An 18,752-nucleotide genomic window follows, 5' to 3' on the forward strand; every position below is an offset into this window, starting at 1 on the left:
TTAGTTTGAAAGGAAATCCAATTTTTTATGAAGTTTTTCTTCACTGAAAATCCAGCCTGTATAAGAATTAACGATTTCCAGATCTTCATTTAAATGAGCAACAGCTACGAATGGGTAATAATCATTGCTGCGATAACGCAAATCAATGAGACGAACTTCATGAATGTGATCATGATCTGTAATTTCCCAACGGTATATAGGAGAGAATGAGATGAAAGCTTGCAAGTTCTTGTCTTTCAATGCAGCTTTCACAAGGGGAGAATCTGGTATCGTTTTACGTTCAAAGCGATCGTAAATATTGATTGAACGTCCATAAGCTCTACCTACATAGTGATGCGTTTTAGAGATTGCTGCAATACGCCATTGGAAAAAACGAATCGTTGGTGCGATGATGATTTCTTCCGCCGTAGGAATCGTATTTTTGACTGCATGTCTGACTGCATGCTGGACCGCAAACCTAAGAAGGTAATATACAAAAACAATTGTATATAGCAAAAGCATTGTATATACCGGATTTGCACCGAATGCCCAGAACAACAAGGCGACCACATGCAAACCAAAAATGATGGGATCAAATGTATTGATTACTCCAAGAGCCACCCATTTATTTGAAAATGGACGCAGTGCTTGCGTTCCGTATGAATTGAATATGTCCACAAAAACATGGAGAAATACGGCCAGAAATGTCCATAACCATAAATGCATTAGGTCTGCACTCGGCATAATTAAATGAAGGACGCCGGAAATCGCCAAAGGCCATAGCAAGACAGCCGGAATGGAATGGGTAATGCCACGATGATGGCGAATATATACCGCATTATTTCTTAATTTCAGGACCGTATCAAGGTCAGGAGCCTGAGAACCGATAATGGTTCCTGCAATGACGGCTGTGGCGGTCATGGAATGGTTAGCAACCACTGGGTCAATCATGGCTAGTCCACCTAAAGCGATTCCCATAACAACATGAGTACCTGTATCCAACTGTATCAACTCCTTTTGTATGGAGACTGCCCGAATAATTTTGTTCATCATAAGATATTTTTGTTAAAATAACAAACGGTTAGACTTCCAAGATTGATTGCATTCTACAAATTGGTATACCCGTAATGTAGAACATGTAATCAATAGAATGTAGGTGTAAAGTATGAATGAATTCAACAAAATTGAATTTCGTAAATCGTTAATTGAATGGTATTTAGAAGAAAAAAGAAATCTACCTTGGAGAGAGACATCAGATCCTTACAAAATATGGGTTTCGGAAATCATGCTCCAACAAACAAGAGTGGATACAGTCATACCTTATTACAATCGTTTTATAGAAGCTTTTCCTACAATGGAAGAATTGGCGAATGCTGAAGAAGAAAAAATTCTGAAACAATGGGAAGGTTTAGGCTACTACTCCCGTGTACGGAACTTACAAGCAGGAGTAAAGGAAGTAGTTGAAACTTATAATAGTGTAGTACCTTCAACAAGAAATGAAATTTCGACACTAAAAGGTGTAGGCCCTTACACGGCTGGTGCCATATTGAGCATTGCTTATGGACGACCTGAACATGCGGTTGACGGGAACGTCATGCGAGTATTATCACGGGTTCTTCTAATAAAAGAAGATATCGCAAAGCCGAAAACGAGAAAAATTTTTGAACAAGCCGTTTCTGAAATCATCGACCCGCAAGATCCGTCATCCTTCAATCAGGGATTGATGGAACTGGGCGCAGTGATTTGTACGCCAACATCGCCAAAATGTTTATTGTGTCCAGTTAGAGAAAATTGTGCTGCTTTTTATGCAGGTGAACAAAATGACTTGCCAATAAAAACGAAAAACAAAAAAACGAAAGCACAACATTATGATGTTTATATTGCCCAAAATGAACAAAAACAATTTCTCATGGAAAAAAGACTTGAAACAGGTTTGTTGGCGAACATGTGGCAGTTCCCCATGATTGAGCGTGCAAACAAAGATGAAGGGACGATTCCACTGTTCCAAGATCGTTATGACATACATTTTACAAAAGAATTGGATTTAGGTTCTTTTAAACATGTCTTTTCTCATTTAACATGGGAGATGAATAGTTTCGTTGGACATGGAGTCGAAGTAAGTCTGACTGAAAGTTGTAAGTGGTTATCATTAGAAGAAATTAAAGAAGTACCGATGCCTGTCCCAATGTTGAAAATTTGGCAGGCTTATATGGAGAGGGGAAAACTATAATGACAACAAACAAAGTGGCGTTAGTTACCGGAAGCAGCAGAGGACTCGGAAAGGCAATTGCGATTGAACTTGCAAAAAATGGATATGATATCGTTGTAAACTATGCGCGCAGCAAAACAGCTGCTCTCGAAACAGTGAAAGAAATTGAAGCGCTTGGTCAAAAAGCCCTTCTTGTACGCGCAAACGTAGGAGATGTAGAAAAATTAAAAGCGATGTTTGAAACAATTCGTGAAGAGTTTGGCCGTCTGGATGTATTCGTAAGCAATGCAGCTTCTGGAGTTCTGCGACCAGTAATGGAATTGGAAGAATCCCACTGGGACTGGACCATGAATATTAATGCGAAAGCCATGCTATTTGGGGCACAGGAAGCGGCAAAATTAATGGACCGAGGCGGAAAAATCGTTGGAATCAGCTCACTAGGCTCGATTCGTTATTTAGAAAATTACACAACTGTAGGCGTATCAAAAGCAGCGATTGAATCCATTACGCGTTACTTAGCTGTCGAACTTGCGGCAAAAGGGATTGCAGTAAATACTGTTTCCGGTGGAGCGCTTGATACAGATGCATTAAAGCACTTCCCGAATCGCGAAGAACTATTGGATGACGCAAGAAAAAATACACCTGCTGGACGTATGGTTGAAATCGAAGATATGGTCAAAACAGCCATGTTCTTGATTTCAGATGGCTCGGATATGATTCGCGGTCAAACCATCATTGTGGATGGCGGACGCTCCATCGTAATGTAAAAAAAAAATTTGTAAGCATAAGTTTTCTCAACCTGCACACATTAATGAGTATGGAGGTGAAAATTCATGCCAAACAAAAACAACAACCAACCAACCAACGCTGCAGAAGTACGTAGACAAAATCAACAATCAACGATGGGTACTCCAGCTAACTTCACTACAGAGTTCGGTTCTGAAACTGATGTTAACGAAGTAATCCAACGCAATCAACAATCTGCTCAGAAGAAAAACAATGCTTCTGGTCCACAAGTAAACCGCAACAATAATTCAACTAAATAATGATTATTCACCACTAATCAGCGAGGGCTTATGCCTTCGCTGATTTTTTTGCTACAGTTTTTGTAAATTGGTTGGTATAATGAGTACACTGCAAGATTTATATATATTGTGCTTTGACGAAAAGGTGGGCTTATCCATGTCAATACCAGCAGAAGGAGAAACGATTCAGATCCACAGCTACAAGCATAACGGCAAAATCCACCGCGTCTGGCAGGAAACAATGGTTCTGAAAGGGACAAGAAATATTGTCATTGGCGCGAACGAACGCACGCTCGTTACCGAGTCAGACGGTCGCACTTGGTTAACACGGGAACCATCGATTTGTTATTTCCATGCTGAACACTGGTTTAAYATCATTTGTATGTTGCGCGAAGATGGTGTGTACTATTACTGCAATATTAGTTCACCATTTATCTACGATAACCAATCTTTAAAATACATTGATTACGACTTAGATGTTAAAGTCTTCCCAGATATGACATTTACAATTTTGGACGAAGATGAATTTGAAGATCATAAAAAGCAAATGAATTATCCTGAGGTTATTGATACGATCTTACATCGTAATGTGGAAAAACTAATTAGTTGGATTAAACAACGAAAAGGACCATTTGCACCAGATTTTATCGAGGTATGGACAAACCGTTACCTATTTCACAAGCAACTTCGAATACGTGAGTAAATGATGCCTGTTGAATCCCAACAGGTTTTTCATTTGGAAAGGAAAGTGAACGGATGAGCAGTACAAAAAGATATATGAAGTTTGTTAAACCATATACTTGGCAAATTGTCCTCACGGTTGCCATTGGGATTGTCAAATTTGCCATCCCGTTATTTATTCCATTATTAATTAAAATTGTAATTGACGATATCATCAGTGTAGATACATTGACAGATGCGGAAAAGACGCGGCAGTTATTTTATTGGCTGGGCGGAACTGCACTCGTATTTTTCATTGTAAGACCACCGATTGAGTATTACCGACAATACTATGCACAACTTGTCAGTAATAAAATTTTGTATGATATAAGACAAGAATTATACGCACACTTGCAACGCCTGAGTTTGCGGTTTTATTCAAACACACGGGTTGGAGAAGTCATCTCCCGTGTAATCAACGACGTTGAACAAACCAAAAACTTTGTCATGATTGGCTTAATGAATTTATGGCTGGATTTAGCCACGATTTTGATTGCTGTTGCGATCATGCTGACAATGGATGTTCCATTAACTCTCGTTACATTACTGGCTTTCCCATTCTATGCGTTCAGTGTGAAATACTTCTTCGGACGATTGCGTGACCTGACTCGAAAACGGTCTCAAGCACTGGCGAGTGTCCAAAGTTATTTGCATGAACGTGTCCAAGGTATGAGCATCATTAAAAGTTTTACTTTGGAAAAACATGAACAGCAAATTTTTGATAAAGCAAATGGCGAGTTTCTTGACAAGGCTGTTGATCATACAAAATGGAATGCGAAAGCTTTTGCTGTAGTCAACACCATTACGGATGTTGCGCCACTTTTGGTTATTGCCTACGCTGGATATCAAGTTATCAATGGAAATTTATCTGTCGGGACAATGGTTGCGTTTATCGCGTATATCGAACGCCTTTATAATCCTTTAAGACGATTGGTAAATTCATCAACTACATTGACGCAAGCGTTCGCTTCAATGGACCGGGTATTCGAACTAATGGATGAAAAATATGATATTGAAGATGGTCCAAATGCACAGGATATGCCGACTATAAAAGGGAAACTGCAGTTTGATCACGTTTCTTTCAAATACGAGGAAGAAAATAATCTCGTGTTAAATAATATGAATTTCACGGTAGAGCCAGGTCAAACAGCTGCTTTTGTAGGAATGAGCGGAGGTGGGAAGTCGACCATCATCAGTATGATTCCCCGATTTTATGATGCAACAAGCGGTTCGGTCAAAATAGATGACCAGGATATTAAAGATGTAAAAATTCATTCATTACGCGAACAGATTGGAATAGTATTGCAAGATAACATACTGTTCAGCGACTCTGTGAAAGCAAATATACTTATGGGACGTCCAGGTGCTACGGAAAACGAAGTAATTGAAGCGGCAAAAGCTGCGAACGCTCATGACTTTATCGTTTCGCTACCCGAAGGTTACGAGACGAAAGTCGGGGAACGTGGAGTCAAATTGTCAGGAGGACAAAAACAACGTGTTGCCATTGCGCGCGTATTCCTGAAAAATCCTCCGATTTTAGTTTTGGACGAAGCAACTTCTGCGTTGGACTTGGAAAGCGAGTCCTTGATACAGGACTCTTTGGAGCGCTTGGCACATGACCGGACCACGATTATTGTCGCCCATCGCCTTTCGACGATTACTCATGCGGATCAAATCTTTGTTATTGATCATGGCGAACTAAAGGAACAAGGAACGCATGATGAATTAATGAATTCGAAGGGAATATATTACAACTTATTTCAAGTTCAACAACTGGATATAGACTAAAAAGGTTCTCCTGAAAAGGGGAACCTTTTTTTGTTAAACAATAGAAGTATGACTTATATAATAAATATTGCAATTATAATTATTATTTGTATAATAAAGAACATATCGAATTTTCTGAAATAATGATACTAATAAAACTATTTATTTCGTATGCTAGGAAAAGGAGGGCCATCATCATGAGTGAACGAAAAGCGATTCTTCAAGTAAGAAGTCTTCAAACATCCTTTTTCACAGATGACGGAGTAATTCCCGCAGTAGACAATATTGATTTTTCCGTACATGAAGGAGAAGTACTCGGTATCGTAGGGGAATCTGGTTGTGGGAAAAGTGTTACTTCTTTATCCATTATGGGGTTAGTACCAAGTCCTCCAGGTAAAATTACTGGTGGTGAAATTCTTTTTGGCGATAAGGACTTAACTAAATTAAGCGATAAAGAAATGCGTAAAGTCCGCGGCAACGACGTGGCAATGATTTTCCAAGAGCCTATGACATCTTTGAATCCATTGTTCACAATAGGGAATCAATTGATGGAAGCCATTCTTATCCATAAAAAAGGCTGGTCAAAAAAACAAGCAAATACACGTGCAATTGAAATGCTTACCCTTGTAGGTCTTCCGCGTGCTAATGAATTGATGAAAGAATATCCGCATCAACTATCAGGTGGGATGAGACAGCGGGTCATGATAGCAATGGCTCTTGTATGCGATCCGAAAGTGTTAATTGCAGATGAACCGACAACTGCACTCGATGTAACTATTCAAGCGCAGATCCTGGCATTGATGAAAGACTTGAATGAACGATTGAATACAGCTGTTTTGTTAATCACACATGATCTTGGGGTTGTGGCAGAGACTTGTGAAAGAGTTGTGGTCATGTATGCGGGCCAAATTGTTGAAGAAGGTCCGGTTCAAACGATTTTTAAAGACCCTCAACATCCATATACAAAAGGATTGTTGCAATCCGTTCCGGACATGCGTTATAAAAAACAACGTTTATATTCGATACCCGGTAATGTACCAAAACCCGGTACCATAAATACTGGATGTCGCTTTGCTGCACGATGCGAGTTTGCATTTGAAAAGTGCCTGACACACAATCCAGAATTGTATCAAACTGCATCGGTACATAAGACAAGATGCTTCTTGTACGAAGATCAGGAGGTATCCACTCATGACAGAACCCTTGTTGAAAGTTGAAGGACTTAAAAAGTATTTTCCCATACGTAAAGGATTACTCAGTCGTGTGTCTGGGCATGTAAAAGCGGTTGATGATGTATCGTTTTACGTAAATAAAGGCGAAACTCTTGGAATTGTGGGCGAGTCTGGCTGTGGGAAATCTACTACCGGTCGCATGCTTATGAGATTACTAGAACCGTCAGAGGGAAAAGTAGTTTTCGATGGTAAAGAACTGACGAATATATCCGATGATGATATGCGAAAGGCACGCCGGGAAATTCAAATGGTTTTCCAGGATCCATATGCTTCCTTAAATCCTAGACATACCATTGAGAAGATTTTGGAGGAGCCTCTGATTGTGCACGGAATCGGTGACGCCAAAACTCGCAAAAAGAAAGTCCATGATTTTCTGGAGATTGTTGGGTTAAGCAGTTACCATGCAAAACGCTATCCTCATCAATTCAGTGGTGGACAACGTCAGCGTATCGGCATTGCTCGTGCGCTCATGACGAACCCTAAACTGATTATTGCAGATGAGCCCGTTTCAGCTCTTGACGTGTCCATTCAAGCACAAGTGTTGAACTTGATGCAGGATTTACAAAAAGAATTAAACCTGACTTATATATTTATCGCGCATGATCTAGGGGTTGTTCGTCATATAAGTGATCGAGTAGGGGTTATGTATCTAGGCAAAATGGTCGAGCTTGCTAAAAGTGAGTTGCTTTATGACAAGCCACTTCACCCTTATACACAGGCTTTGTTGTCTGCTGTACCGGTTCCGGATCCGAATTTTGTGCGGGAACAAATGCTTATAAAAGGAGATATTCCTAGTCCGTCAAATCCTCCGTCGGGATGTACTTTCCACACGCGCTGTCCTTTTAAAATGGATGTGTGTACAAAAATCGTACCGAAGTTAGAAGAAGTTGAACCAGGTCATTCTGTTGCCTGCCACCTATACGGTGAACATGCGCAACAATGATAAATAAACAAACAATATGGAGGGGTCAATTTGAGTAAGAAGAAACTGTGGTCACTTGCTTTATTAACAATGCTAGTCCTCTCAACGATTTTAGCGGGCTGTCAATCTGATTCATCAGACGGAAACAGCGGAGACGACGAAAAAGAACCGAAAATTTTAGTATTTGGTCGTGGTGGAGATTCTGTATCTCTAGATCCGGCAACTGTAACTGATGGAGAATCATTTAAAGTAACGCAAAACGTTTTTGAAACACTTGTGAACTTCGGTAAACAAGATACAGAAATCAACCCAGGCCTTGCAAAAGAATGGAAGCCTTCAGAGGATGGCTTAACTTATACATTCCAATTGGAAGAAGGCGTTAAGTTCCATGATGGTACTGACTTCAATGCAGAAGCTGTTGTAGCTAACTTTGAGCGTTGGGCAAATGGTTCTGGTGAAGACTTCTATTACTATTCATCAATGTTCGGTGGTTACAAAGGTGATGAAGGACATGTTATCGATTCTGTTACTGCAGATGGAGATTACACAGTCGTGTTCAAATTAAAACGTCCACAAGCACCATTCCTTAAAAACTTAGCAATGAGCCCGTTCGGTATTGCGAGCCCGAAAGCTTTTGAAGAACAAGGAGCAAAATTCGGCGATAATCCAGTAGGTACTGGACCATTCAAATTTGTCGAGTGGAAACGTAATGATTCAATCACAATTGAAAAGAACGAAGATTATTGGGTTAAGGGTCTTCCTAAACTTGATAAAGTAGTTTTCAAAGCAATTCCAGATAACTCAGCTCGTTTGAACGCTTTAAACACAGGTGAAATTGATTTGGCTGATGGTGTAAATCCTGCTGATGGCAAATCTGTTGAAAGCAACTCAGAATTGCAATTATTCGAACGTCCATCAATGAACGTTGGTTACTTAGGTTTAACTAGTACACGTCCTCCATTTGATAAAGTGGAAGTGCGTCAAGCAATTAACCATGCAATTGACAAACAAGCGATCGTAGATGCATTCTTTGAAGGTCGCGCTGAAGTAGCGAAAAACCCAATGCCTCCAGTAATCAGCGGCTATAATGACGACATTGCTGGATATGATTTCGATCCAGAAAAAGCAAAAGCACTATTAGCTGAAGCTGGTCTTGCAGAAGGCTTTGAAATGGAACTATGGGCAATGCCTGTACCACGTCCATATATGCCAGATGGCCAAAAAGTGGCAGAAGTTATTCAATCAAACTTAGCTGATGTTGGCATCAAAGCGAAAATCGTTACATTCGAGTGGGCAACTTACTTGGAAAAAGCTCGTAACGGAGAAGCAGATGCATTCATGTTAGGTTGGACTGGTGATAATGGTGATGCGGATAACTTCCTATACGTATTACTTGATAAAGACAATATCGGAAGCAATAACTATTCATACTATAGCAACGACGAATTACACGACATCCTAATTGAAGCACAATCAGAAGTTGATGAAGACAAGCGAAATGAACTTTACGGTCAAGCTCAAGAAATCATTTTCGAAGACGCTCCGTGGGTACCGCTTGCTCACTCTACTCCACTTCTTGCAGGTAAAGCGAATCTGGTAGACTTCTTACCACATCCGACTGGTTCTGATAAGTTAGCAGAAGTAGACTTCAAGTAACAAACTGACTGATGGGGAGAAGTCTACGTGATTTCTCCCCATTTTATTTACGAAAACAAATGAAATGAAATTTTGATTTACATATCGCATCAGATGGAGAGGTGAAGACAATGCTTCACTATATCGGGAGAAGACTATTGCAATTAATCCCAGTTTTGCTGGGCATGACGTTTGTCGTTTTTATGATTATTCGTGCCATTCCTGGGGACCCAGCACAAGTTATTTTGGGTCAACAAGCGACGAAAGAAGCGATTGAGGCATTACGAGCAAAGCTCGGATTAGACAATCCGTGGTATGTCCAATATTTTGATTATCTAGGTGGATTGTTAAAAGGTGATCTTGGAGAATCTTTACGGACAACTACACCAGTTTCTGAAGAAATTTGGCCGTATCTAGCTGCTACATTTGAATTATCTCTATTTGCGGTTCTTATAGCAGTCATTGTCGGTGTCAATGCAGGTATCATTTCTGCCTGGTTCCAAAACTCATGGTTTGACTATACAGCCATGATATTAGCGCTAGTTGGAGTGTCCATGCCGATTTTCTGGCTTGGTTTGATGATGCAATATATTTTTGGAATCGAGCTTGGCATTCTTCCAACTACAGGACGTGAAGACGTCAGGAATCCCATAGATTCAATAACCAATCTTTATGTGTTGGATACTATTCTTCAAGGACGCTTTGATCAATTAGGCATTGTATTGAAACATCTGGTCTTACCAGGGCTAGCCCTTGCGACAATTCCGATGGCAATCATTGCCCGTATGACTCGTTCCAGCATGCTTGATGTAATGAGATCGGATTATGTACGTACTGCACGTGCGAAAGGTCAAAAAATGTTCTGGGTTGTGTACAAGCATGCATTGAAAAATGCAATCATCCCAGTTCTGACAATTATCGGTCTGCAAATGGGATTACTGCTTGGCGGTGCCATATTAACAGAATCCATCTTCGCGTGGCCGGGAGTTGGCCGTTACATTTATGAAGCAATCAATTTCCGCGACTACCCAGTAATCCAATCAGGTATTCTTGTCGTGGCATTTATCTTCGTTATGATTAATTTGTTAATTGATATTCTTTACAGTTTGATTGATCCACGAATTAAATACGATTAAGAAGGAGGAATCTCATAATGGTCGGATTCGCGCCTAAACCATCAGATGTAGTAGCACAACAAGATAAAGTAGTGGGCCCTTGGCATGAAGCTTGGCGAAGCTTTAAGAAAAGTAAAGTCGCCGTAGTCGGAGCTGGGATTGTTCTCTTCTTTATCATCGTGGCATTCATAGGACCTTGGATAGCACCACAAGGCATAAATGAGCAAGATTTACCCAATCGATTGCAGGCACCATCTGTTGCTCATTGGTTCGGAACAGATGACATGGGCCGAGATATATTGTCTCGCATTATACATGGTGCACGTATTTCATTATGGGTTGGATTCTTCTCAGTAATCGGTTCGGTGGTTGCAGGAAGTATTTTAGGAATTGTAGCAGGGTATTACGGTAAGTGGGTGGATGCGGTTATTTCCCGCATTTTCGATATCATGCTCGCATTTCCAAGTATCTTACTGGCAATCGCTGTCGTATCGGTATTGGGACCTTCCTTGCAAAATGCATTAATTGCTATTGCCATCATTAACATTCCGAACTTCGGTCGATTGATTCGATCAAAAGTTTTGAGTATTAAGGAAGAAGAGTATATCACTTCGGCTAAAGCAATCGGTATGCAAGATATCCGAATATTATTCTCGCATATTTTACCGAACTCAATGGCACCAGTTATCGTGCAAGGCACACTTGCCATAGCAACGGCCATTATTGAAGCGGCAGCACTTGGTTTCCTTGGTCTTGGTGCAGAAGCTCCGGCTCCGGAGTGGGGCAAAATGCTGGCAGATTCCAAAATGTATTTAATTAATGCTCCTTGGACCATGATTTTCCCGGGTATCGCCATTATGCTGACGGTGTTGGGATTCAATTTAATGGGAGATGGATTGCGTGATGCACTGGATCCACGCATGAAGAACTAGATAGTTACTGAAGAAGTCATTCCTTTTTAGGGAATGGCTTCTTTTTATGGGATGTAGGGCGGCGGCTGTTGGTTGAGCGGGTTCCGGTTAGTTTCGGGCTAGGGAAAAATGTAAATAGTCGGCACGAAAAAGCAGCCATCTCACTGAAGAGATGGCTGCCCTATCAATTAAAATTCATCTTCAAGCTCGACTTTTATTTCTTCACCGTGATAATTCTGGTGGGAAATGATAAGCGTATCTAAGTGTTCCAGTTGTTCTTCATAATCCAAAATTGCAGAAAGTACATGCAATAAATGATATGAAGAAAAAGACTCTTCTTCTTTGGATAGTGCGATTTCTCTCGCGAATATTTCCATTACTTCATGACGTTGAAGCGTAGCATCACTGCCGTTCCAAAACGAATGTTCCGGTTTTAACTTTCCTGTATATTTCAGATGTAGCTGTTCATGATATGTCAATAAAAAGTCCAGTCTTTCTTGAATCATCAAACGAAATTGATCTGGGAGATTGGCCAATTCATTTTCATGTAAATGAAGACGTTTCAGAACATCCCAGCTTTTATTAGCGGTTGAAATCATTTGACGATATACCACAAGTTTTCGGGCTTTCGCACGTTTTTCATTTCGGAAGTAGCTACGCTCTTCTTTATAGAATAAATAAAACTGATCGACTTTTATTAATCGTTCTCGCAACTTTTCAAGCGTATGTTTTGTGGCATTATGTTCAGAAGCTTGACGTTCCGCTAATCGCGTCCAGCGAATCAACTCATCGGTAGTCGAATGAATCGATTGAAATAACTTGGTTTCATACTTCGGTGGCATGAATACTAAGTTAACTACAAATGCGGCAAGCACACCGACCACAATAGTTGTAAAACGAATTAGAGCAAATGTTATAAAGTCATCGTTCTGTACTTCCATAATCGCAATAATTGTCACAAGCGCAAGTGAAATGGACTTCTCTAACTTTAATTTCAACATAATAGCAATCGTGATAACAGCGGCTAAACCCACGGCTACATAATTGTGGCCAAATAAAAGAGCAAAAATAACTGCAATTCCTGCACCAATAATATTACCTTGAATCTGTTCAATAATTGTTAAATAGGAGCGGTAAATGGAAGGTTGAAGGGCAAATATTGCCGCGATTCCTGCAAAAACAGGAGACGGTAAATGCAATAAATCAGCCATGTAGAGCGCAAAAACGATTGCGACACCTGTTTTAACGATTCGTGCACCAAGTTTCATATATGCTTTATTTCCTTTCCGACTTCTTAAAAAAGGCTTAAAAAAATGCCTTTCTGAAACTCTTTATTGTCTAGCTTGTTAGACCAGACTGCACCTCCATTTCATTCCTTCCATCGAGAAAAGGTTTCCATCGAGTTGTTGCAACACAAGAGTCTGTCTAAATTGGCCTGGATTGCTTTCTGAGTGACAGGCTTTTTGCTACTTTACAGCAGGGCAGCTTGTGGGTCAACCATACTTAGGCAAGTTTTGAAAATGCATAATCCACAGCGATTAACGATTGTTTAACATCTTCTTCAGTGTGAGCAGTCGTCAGGAACCAAGCCTCATACTTCGAAGGAGCCAAGTTGATACCCTGTTCCAGCATTAGTTTAAAGAATCGTCCAAAAATCTCGCCATCAGTCGCTTCGGCTTGTTCATAATTTTCTACTTTCACATCCGTGAAGTAAATTGTCAATGCACCCATTAAACGATTGATTGTGATTGTCACGTCATGTTTAGCGGCTGCTTTCAAAATACCTTCTTCCAACAGTGCACCTAAACGATCCATTTCTTCATATATACCCTGTTGCTTCAGTACTTCTAAACATGCAATTCCAGATAATATAGACGCTGGATTTCCTGCCATAGTTCCCGCTTGGTAAGCTGGTCCTAGTGGTGCGACATGTTCCATAATTTCTTTTCGTCCGCCGTATGCGCCGATTGGCAAGCCACCCCCGATGATTTTCCCAAGAGCAGTCAAATCAGGTGTCAAACCAAGCAAATCTTGTGCACCACCGTAGTGGAAACGGAATGCTGTAATTACTTCATCATAAACAATAAGTGCACCTTTTTGTTTGGCAATATCATGCACAAGAGGTAAAAAGCCTTCTTTTGGTTCGACAATCCCAAAATTACCGACGATAGGTTCAACTAAAATACAAGCAATTTCGTCGCCCCATTTTTCCATCGCTTCTTTATAAGCTTCTGGATCATTAAAAGGAATAGTGATTACTTCTTTTGCGATAGATTTAGGGACACCAGCAGAGTCAGGAGTACCCAGTGTCGCAGGGCCAGAACCGGCAGCTACAAGCACCAAATCCGAATGACCATGGTAACATCCAGCAAATTTCATGATTTTGGTACGTCCTGTATATGCACGTGATACTCGAATCGTCGTCATGACCGCTTCTGTTCCCGAATTCACAAAACGGACTTTATCCATCCCAGGCATAGCTTCTTTCAGCATTTTCGCGAATTTCACTTCATGAGGAGTAGGTGTACCATACAATAATCCATTTTCAGCTGCCTTAGTAATGGCTTGCGTAATATGTGGATGGGCATGCCCAGTAATGATGGGACCATAAGCTGCAAGATAGTCAATGTATTTGTTGCCATCTACATCCCAAAAGTATGCTCCTTGTGCTCTTTCCATGACAGTTGGTGAACCGCCACCGACTGCTTTGTATGAACGTGAAGGGCTGTTAACGCCTCCAACGATATGTTGTAAAGCTTCTTCATGTAATGCTTCTGACTTAGTTCTATTCATATTTATATCCTCCGTTCCTTTTCTAACATCCTTAATAATAGACAAAAAGGAAGGAGAACGCCAAGAAAATTGAAACTCCTGCCATTCTTAGGTACGATTAAACAAATAGTAAAGTGGAGGGAATGTTCATGACAACACTTGAAGGCATGCAAGCACCAGATTTCACATTACGAAACGAAAAAGGGGAAGAAGTTTCACTGCGAAATTACGCTGGGAATAAATATGTGCTGCTATATTTTTATCCGAAAGATTCTACTCCAGGGTGCACAACTGAAGCATGTGATTTCAGAGATATGCACGAATCTTTCCGTGACCTGAATGCCGTTATTTTAGGAGTCAGCCCGGACGGGGAACGAGCGCACACAAAGTTCATTGAAAAACACGGATTACCATTTTCATTATTGATTGATGAAGACCATGCAGTTGCAGAGGCGTATGGAGTTTGGGGTCTCAAAAAAATGTTTGGTAAAGAATATATGGGAATCGAACGTTCCACATTCCTAATCGATCCGACGGGAACTGTCGTAAAAGAATGGCGTAAAGTAAAAGTGAAGGGACACGTGGAAGATGCTCTCGTAACTTTGCGTGAATTAGTGACAGCTAAATGACCAATGTACTTTTTACTTTCCCGGTTAAGGAATATTTGATAGAAGAGTTACTGACTGAGTTTCCGAAAGTTGAGTTCATTTTTTCTTCTATTAAAGATGAAAATGCACTTAAACGAGCTGAAATCATTGTGACCTATGGCGAAGATGTTTCAAAAGAAACTCTAGATCAAGCACTTTCATTGAAATGGCTCATGGTTGCTTCTGCGGGATTAGAAAAAATGCCGCTTCGTGATATCGCGAAGCGAAACATTTTAGTTACCAATGTCAAAGGAATTCACAAAACACCAATGTCTGAATCCGTCCTAGCACATTTACTTGCCCTTAAACGTGCTTTACCGTGGATGTATAAACAACAGGAAAACAGTGAATGGAGTAAGCGCTCAGGGTCTATGGAGCTTTTTGGAAGTACGGCTCTGATAATTGGCCCTGGTGCAATCGGCAGTGAAATCGGTCGGTTGTTGCAAGCGTTTGGCGTAACAACAATTGGTTGCAATCGCTCTGGGCGAAAGGCGCCCAACATGAATGCAATGATTACTTTTGATCAATTAAATGAAGAACTACCCAAAGTTGATATCATCATTTCTGTCTTACCAAGCACACCGGAAACAAGGGGTTTTATTACATATAATCATTTCGTATTAATGAAAGAAGACGCAATTTTTATGAATTTTGGTCGTGGTGATCTGATAAAAGAGGAACAACTCATACAAGCAATGAAGGAACGTCAAATTGCTTATGTTGTTCTTGATGTTTTTGAGAGTGAACCACTTGATGACAGTCATCCGCTTTGGAAAATGGAAGGGGTTATTGTTTCACCTCATGTTTCCAGCCATTCTTCAGAATATGTACCACGAGCTCTAAAGATTTTCCGGCATAACCTACATGAATGGATGGAAACGGGATCGAATTTTCAAAATGTCATAGACTTAGAAAAGGGGTATTAACGTGAAAATTTATACTAAAACAGGCGACAAAGGGACAACTTCACTTATTTATGGATCTCGAGTTGCGAAGAATGATGCTTTGGTAGAAGCTTATGGTACATGCGACGAAGCGAATTCCATGATAGGAGTTGCCCTCAGTTTTATCCAAAATGAGTTTTTTGAAGAAAAAGAGACTGTTTTGCAAGCTTTCCATCAAATCCAAACTACCCTTTTTCATGTGGGAGCGGAACTGGCCACACCTGCTGGAAAAGAAGTGAAATGGAAACTGGAAGATAGTGAAATCACAAAACTTGAAAATTTAATCGATGAATGGGATGCGCAGTTGCCGTCATTACAAAACTTCATTTTGCCTAGCGGTCATCCTGCCGGGGCGACCCTGCATGTAGCTCGCACCATAGTTCGACGCGCTGAGCGTTCTGCGGTCAGTATTGGCGATAGCGTATCTCCACTTGTTTTAGCTTACTTAAACCGTTTATCTGATTTCTTATTTGTTGCTGCACGCTTCGTTAACTTGCGCCTAGGTCAGAAAGAAAAAGGATTACATGCTGAGTAGCCCTTGATGTAATGGGTTTTTGTTGACTTTTTCGTTACTTCTTTCTTATACTAATTGTAACGATTATAAAATAATAATCTTTATGAAGTGAGGTGCATGGCGATGACTGAAATGCATTTACGTGACGCATTGGATAATTTGAAATCAACAGGAGTCCGAATTACACCACAGCGTCATGCGATTTTAGAATTTCTCATCCAATCCATGATTCATCCAACAGCAGATGATATATATAGAGCGCTTGAAGGGAAATTCCCAAACATGAGCGTAGCGACGGTATATAATAATCTTCGTGTTTTTAGAGAAGCCGGATTAGTAAAAGAATTAACCTATGGCGATTCATCGAGTCGGTTTGATTTCGTTACCAATGATCACTATCACATTATTTGTGATAATTGTGGCAAAATTGTTKATTTCCATTATCCAGGTTTAGATGAGGTAGAACAATTAGCTTCTCACGTCACTGGATTCAAAGTAAATTCGCATCGTATGGAGATTTACGGAACATGTCCGACCTGTGAAACATCAGCTATAAAAGTTCAATAGTAAACAAAAAGAGCATTTCGGTGCTCTTTTTTTTGTACAAAAAAAGGGCTAACATTCTATAATGAATGTTAGCCCACTTGGTTATTATCTTTTTCGGTTTAAAGATTCATCAAATTCCTGACCTTCTAAAGTAGGATCTAATGTAAGTGGTTCTTTACAATACATACACATATCAACCCGACCTAAAACTTTGGTATACTTTCCGCAGTTAGGGCAGACAACTTGAACTGCTTTCGTGGAAAGCATTCCAATCCATGCGTATACACCTGTGCTGCCTATAATGGCTAGCAGACCTAAAAACATAAACAGAGTCATGACGATTTGATTTTCTCGGAAGAAGATGCCGATATACATGATGACAAAACCGATGAAAATCAATGATAATGCAAACGAACGAATTCGATTTATTTTATTTTTATAAGGTTTCATATTGTGTTCCTCCTTAATCATGTTTACTATACCATAATTGGTAGTGTAAATCGTTTGAAGGAATCTCACAACCTTTGTCGAAAAAAGAACATATACCATTTTGATTAATTTATGAGGGGGACTTCCGTTGGAACAAATTCTGCGTCCTATTTATCAGGAAAGAGCGAGCCAACCAAATACGCTCGGCGTCATTTTAGTCGAGAAGAGAGAAAAAGTTAGTCAAATAACGGATACATTCGATACTATTCTTTTAATATTAGCTAAAGATGCAACACAGCCTGTGTTTACGAAACATTATACATTTAACGATAAAAAAGCAGCGATGCACATTGTTACTGAGAAACAGTTACGGAAATGGTTACTTCTTGGAACTAATAGAAAAATCGTGGACTGGATTTTTTATGGACGTGTCATGTTCGACCGTAATGAATTTGTTCATGAATTGAAAACTGAGTTAAAAGATTTTCCCTTTTATGGACGTAAAATTAAAATGGGAATTGAATTTGCAAAACTTTTGCGTCGTTATTTAGAAGGAAAAGTGTTCTTTGAACAAAAAAACTACATGGATGCATACAATCATATTGTGGATTCCTTGCACCATCTTGCAAGACTGGCTGTTTTTGAAAACGGCATGCATCCTGAAGTAACTGTTTGGTCGCAGGTCAAAATAATTGAACCCTCCATCTATAAACTATATGAAGAATTGCTATCAAGCGAAGAACCAATCGATAAAAGATTGGAGCTATTGTTCTTAGCAAGTGAGTTTATGATCCATTCAAGAACCAAAGACGGGTCACGTCATATATTAGAAGTCATGAGCCAAAAAGATCATTGGACGATTCAAGAATTGCACGAACAAGAAGAGCTCAGAAACTATTCGGTCGACTTGGAAGTCTTTATTGAATTTCTTGTAGAGAAGGGCTACATCCACGTAGAACGAATAGAGACGAAGAGTGATAAAATCTTTCACCGCTACTATAAAGTTGAACAAATTGATGAGGAAGCACCACAGTAAATAAGGCGCTTGAAAAAGCGTCTTATTTTTTTCTTGACGTTTGTATAAAAGCCTGTATATAATAGTAAACGTCGCTGAGCAACACAGCATGAAAAAATAGATTTAAAAAGTGCTTGACTCTCTTACTTTAAAGTGCTAAATTAGAGAAGTCGCCAAAACGAGTGACACAATGAACCTTGAAAACTGAACAGCAAAACGTCAACAATAAAGCGGAACACACTTCGGTGTGGGAAGCAAAACTTGAACTTAATTGTTCATTTTAAAACGTCATTAATTTGACGCCAGCAACAAAGTCGAGCTAATCGACTCACCTATTATGGAGAGTTTGATCCTGGCTCAGGACGAACGC

Annotated in this window: 19 protein-coding genes; 15 read left to right on the forward strand and 4 right to left on the reverse strand. The window is 40.0% G+C overall.

From position 1 onward, the window contains the following. On the reverse strand, window positions 1-981 hold the full coding sequence (locus AC1DSL_RS07390; protein WP_477531745.1) for a metal-dependent hydrolase: 981 nt from the start codon (window positions 979-981) through the stop codon (window positions 1-3). A 163-nt stretch (window positions 982-1,144) separates the two neighbouring features. Between AC1DSL_RS07390 and mutY the strand changes: the two genes are divergently transcribed. The 10 genes from mutY (at window position 1,145) to AC1DSL_RS07440 (ending at window position 11,536) form a co-directional block, all read left to right on the forward strand. Then, window positions 1,145-2,209, forward strand: a complete 1,065-nt coding sequence (mutY, locus tag AC1DSL_RS07395; RefSeq protein WP_477531746.1) for an A/G-specific adenine glycosylase — start codon at window positions 1,145-1,147, stop codon at window positions 2,207-2,209. Next, complete coding sequence (gene fabL / locus AC1DSL_RS07400) at window positions 2,209-2,955, forward strand: enoyl-[acyl-carrier-protein] reductase FabL (protein ID WP_342543030.1); 747 nt, start codon at window positions 2,209-2,211, stop codon at window positions 2,953-2,955. Before mutY ends, fabL begins: the two co-directional genes overlap by 1 nt. Before the next feature lie 66 nt (window positions 2,956-3,021). Then, window positions 3,022-3,234, forward strand: coding sequence for a gamma-type small acid-soluble spore protein (locus AC1DSL_RS07405; RefSeq protein WP_477531747.1), 213 nt, complete (start codon window positions 3,022-3,024; stop codon window positions 3,232-3,234). 136 nt (window positions 3,235-3,370) lie between these two features. Further along, complete coding sequence (gene ntdP / locus AC1DSL_RS07410; protein WP_477531748.1) at window positions 3,371-3,916, forward strand: nucleoside tri-diphosphate phosphatase; 546 nt, start codon at window positions 3,371-3,373, stop codon at window positions 3,914-3,916. 53 nt (window positions 3,917-3,969) lie between these two features. Then, a complete protein-coding gene (locus AC1DSL_RS07415) occupies window positions 3,970-5,721 on the forward strand; it encodes an ABC transporter ATP-binding protein (protein ID WP_477531749.1) in 1,752 nt (583 codons plus the stop codon). 176 nt (window positions 5,722-5,897) lie between these two features. Further along, entirely contained in the window at window positions 5,898-6,917 is a 1,020-nt protein-coding gene (locus AC1DSL_RS07420; RefSeq protein ID WP_016429230.1) for an ABC transporter ATP-binding protein, read from the forward strand. Continuing rightward, window positions 6,892-7,875: an ABC transporter ATP-binding protein gene (locus tag AC1DSL_RS07425; RefSeq protein WP_016429229.1), complete on the forward strand. Its 984-nt coding sequence runs from the start codon at window positions 6,892-6,894 to the stop codon at window positions 7,873-7,875. The genes AC1DSL_RS07420 and AC1DSL_RS07425 overlap by 26 nt, the downstream gene beginning before the upstream one ends. A 30-nt stretch (window positions 7,876-7,905) precedes the next feature. Next, window positions 7,906-9,510 (forward strand): ABC transporter substrate-binding protein, encoded by a 1,605-nt coding sequence (locus AC1DSL_RS07430; RefSeq protein WP_342543034.1) that lies wholly within the window; start codon window positions 7,906-7,908, stop codon window positions 9,508-9,510. Window positions 9,511-9,620: 110 nt separating this feature from the next. Further along, complete coding sequence (locus AC1DSL_RS07435; RefSeq protein WP_016429227.1) at window positions 9,621-10,625, forward strand: ABC transporter permease; 1,005 nt, start codon at window positions 9,621-9,623, stop codon at window positions 10,623-10,625. A 17-nt stretch (window positions 10,626-10,642) separates the two neighbouring features. After that, window positions 10,643-11,536 carry an ABC transporter permease gene (locus AC1DSL_RS07440; protein ID WP_477531750.1) on the forward strand — a complete coding sequence of 298 codons (894 nt, stop codon included), beginning with the start codon at window positions 10,643-10,645 and terminating at the stop codon, window positions 11,534-11,536. Window positions 11,537-11,703: 167 nt separating this feature from the next. Here AC1DSL_RS07440 and AC1DSL_RS07445 read toward each other — a convergent pair whose 3' ends face one another. Together AC1DSL_RS07445 and AC1DSL_RS07450 are read right to left on the reverse strand one after the other, a co-directional pair. After that, window positions 11,704-12,783, reverse strand: a complete 1,080-nt coding sequence (locus tag AC1DSL_RS07445) for an FUSC family protein (RefSeq protein ID WP_477531751.1) — start codon at window positions 12,781-12,783, stop codon at window positions 11,704-11,706. Window positions 12,784-13,018: 235 nt separating this feature from the next. Next, window positions 13,019-14,308, reverse strand: a complete 1,290-nt coding sequence (locus tag AC1DSL_RS07450) for a glutamate-1-semialdehyde 2,1-aminomutase (RefSeq protein ID WP_477531752.1) — start codon at window positions 14,306-14,308, stop codon at window positions 13,019-13,021. A 128-nt stretch (window positions 14,309-14,436) separates the two neighbouring features. Here AC1DSL_RS07450 and bcp point away from each other — a divergent pair, with 128 nt between their 5' ends. The 4 genes from bcp (at window position 14,437) to perR (ending at window position 16,959) form a co-directional block, all read left to right on the forward strand. Continuing rightward, window positions 14,437-14,916, forward strand: coding sequence for a thioredoxin-dependent thiol peroxidase (gene bcp / locus AC1DSL_RS07455; RefSeq protein ID WP_477531753.1), 480 nt, complete (start codon window positions 14,437-14,439; stop codon window positions 14,914-14,916). Next, the gene (locus AC1DSL_RS07460; RefSeq protein ID WP_477531754.1) at window positions 14,913-15,860 is read left to right on the forward strand and encodes a D-2-hydroxyacid dehydrogenase; all 948 of its coding nucleotides are present in this window, start codon (window positions 14,913-14,915) and stop codon (window positions 15,858-15,860) included. The genes bcp and AC1DSL_RS07460 overlap by 4 nt, the downstream gene beginning before the upstream one ends. A gap of 1 nt (window position 15,861) precedes the next feature. Beyond that, complete coding sequence (locus tag AC1DSL_RS07465; RefSeq protein WP_342543035.1) at window positions 15,862-16,413, forward strand: cob(I)yrinic acid a,c-diamide adenosyltransferase; 552 nt, start codon at window positions 15,862-15,864, stop codon at window positions 16,411-16,413. Between the two features lie 102 nt (window positions 16,414-16,515). Further along, window positions 16,516-16,959, forward strand: coding sequence for a peroxide-responsive transcriptional repressor PerR (perR, locus tag AC1DSL_RS07470; RefSeq protein ID WP_477531755.1), 444 nt, complete (start codon window positions 16,516-16,518; stop codon window positions 16,957-16,959). Window positions 16,960-17,043: 84 nt separating this feature from the next. On the opposite strand, the gene AC1DSL_RS07475 is transcribed toward perR, so the two are convergent. Continuing rightward, window positions 17,044-17,388 (reverse strand): YgzB family protein, encoded by a 345-nt coding sequence (locus tag AC1DSL_RS07475; RefSeq protein ID WP_016429219.1) that lies wholly within the window; start codon window positions 17,386-17,388, stop codon window positions 17,044-17,046. 127 nt (window positions 17,389-17,515) lie between these two features. Between AC1DSL_RS07475 and AC1DSL_RS07480 the strand changes: the two genes are divergently transcribed. Beyond that, window positions 17,516-18,403: a nucleotidyltransferase-like protein gene (locus tag AC1DSL_RS07480; protein WP_016429218.1), complete on the forward strand. Its 888-nt coding sequence runs from the start codon at window positions 17,516-17,518 to the stop codon at window positions 18,401-18,403. Window positions 18,404-18,752 lie beyond the last annotated feature (349 nt).

It is taken from the genome of Paenisporosarcina sp. P4_D4 (assembly GCF_056401835.1).

Excerpts from the sequence above, each read along its gene's own strand:
- AC1DSL_RS07405 (WP_477531747.1), top strand. The coding sequence starts at position 3,022 with ATGCCAAACAAAAACAACAACCAACCAACCAACGCTGCAGAAGTACGT.
- AC1DSL_RS07435 (WP_016429227.1), top strand. The coding sequence starts at position 9,621 with ATGCTTCACTATATCGGGAGAAGACTATTGCAATTAATCCCAGTTTTG.
- mutY (WP_477531746.1), top strand. The coding sequence starts at position 1,145 with ATGAATGAATTCAACAAAATTGAATTTCGTAAATCGTTAATTGAATGG.
- AC1DSL_RS07425 (WP_016429229.1), top strand. The coding sequence starts at position 6,892 with ATGACAGAACCCTTGTTGAAAGTTGAAGGACTTAAAAAGTATTTTCCC.
- fabL (WP_342543030.1), top strand. The coding sequence starts at position 2,209 with ATGACAACAAACAAAGTGGCGTTAGTTACCGGAAGCAGCAGAGGACTC.
- AC1DSL_RS07460 (WP_477531754.1), top strand. The coding sequence starts at position 14,913 with ATGACCAATGTACTTTTTACTTTCCCGGTTAAGGAATATTTGATAGAA.
- AC1DSL_RS07450 (WP_477531752.1), bottom strand. The coding sequence starts at position 14,308 with ATGAATAGAACTAAGTCAGAAGCATTACATGAAGAAGCTTTACAACAT.
- AC1DSL_RS07445 (WP_477531751.1), bottom strand. The coding sequence starts at position 12,783 with ATGAAACTTGGTGCACGAATCGTTAAAACAGGTGTCGCAATCGTTTTT.
- AC1DSL_RS07415 (WP_477531749.1), top strand. The coding sequence starts at position 3,970 with ATGAGCAGTACAAAAAGATATATGAAGTTTGTTAAACCATATACTTGG.
- AC1DSL_RS07475 (WP_016429219.1), bottom strand. The coding sequence starts at position 17,388 with ATGAAACCTTATAAAAATAAAATAAATCGAATTCGTTCGTTTGCATTA.
- AC1DSL_RS07440 (WP_477531750.1), top strand. The coding sequence starts at position 10,643 with ATGGTCGGATTCGCGCCTAAACCATCAGATGTAGTAGCACAACAAGAT.
- AC1DSL_RS07420 (WP_016429230.1), top strand. The coding sequence starts at position 5,898 with ATGAGTGAACGAAAAGCGATTCTTCAAGTAAGAAGTCTTCAAACATCC.
- bcp (WP_477531753.1), top strand. The coding sequence starts at position 14,437 with ATGACAACACTTGAAGGCATGCAAGCACCAGATTTCACATTACGAAAC.